Origin of the sequence: Bacillus marinisedimentorum (genome assembly GCF_001644195.2) — a bacterium.
GTDB lineage: Bacteria > Bacillota > Bacilli > Bacillales > Bacillaceae_O > Bacillus_BL > Bacillus_BL marinisedimentorum.
Genome location: NZ_LWBL02000079.1, coordinates 1 through 868 on the forward strand (window position 1 = coordinate 1; position 868 = coordinate 868).

The 868-nt window shown below is 40.8% G+C and carries 1 pseudogene; it reads right to left on the reverse strand.

Annotated elements, in window-relative coordinates:
• Positions 1-266: 266 nt before the first annotated feature.
• Positions 267-728 (reverse strand): annotated as a pseudogene (gene tnpA / locus A4U59_RS20315) (IS200/IS605 family transposase).
• Positions 729-868 lie beyond the last annotated feature (140 nt).

The following is an 868-nucleotide window of genomic DNA, read 5'->3' on the forward strand; positions in this document are numbered from 1 at the left end:
CAGGCATTACCGGGCATTCCTGCAGGAAGGCGCTTTTCCATTCCGGAGGGATTCACCGCTTATGGCGAGAGCCGCTGGCGACTGGAGCTAGACACTAATCTCACTTGATAAACTTATACTTTCTTGCGTTATAAATCAAAACCACCAGTGTGAACTGGTGGTTTGCTCTGCGGCTGAAAGCCTCTATTACCGGCCTAGGCCTAAAAGGCCCGCTGAAAGAGTTTCCCTCTTGCACCACATTCACTCACTAATTCTAAAGAATTTCTTTATTTCTTCCGATTTTTCTCTACTGTAAACGGATCATATTCTTCGAACAATGTTAATTGATCAGCCATATAGTCTTCTTTCAGCTGATTTCTGATGTATTCTTGTATTTGTTTCTTATTTCTGCCCACTGTATCAACGTAGAAACCTCGACACCAGAATTTTCGATTTCCATATCGATATTTCAAGTTCGCGTGTCGATCAAATATCATAAGGCTACTTTTTCCTTTTAAGTAACCCATGAATTGAGAAACGCTTAATTTGGGTGGGATGCTAACTAACATATGGATATGATCTGGACAGGCATTTGCTTCATGGATGATTACACCTTTCCGTTCACATAAATCTCTTATAATTTATCCAATACTCTTTTTATATTTTTCATAAATAATCTGCCTTCTGTACTTTGGGGCAAAAACTACGTGGTACTTACAATTCCATGTTGTGTGTGCTAAACTGTTCATGTCCTTCAAAGGGCATACCTCCTTCTATGGTGAGATGAAGTGGTCGGGAAACCAACTTTATCCTACCATGAAGTGAGGTTTTTTTATTACCACGCTATAAGCTCTCCGGAACCCCCGGCATAGCCAGGGGTTTTCTAAAC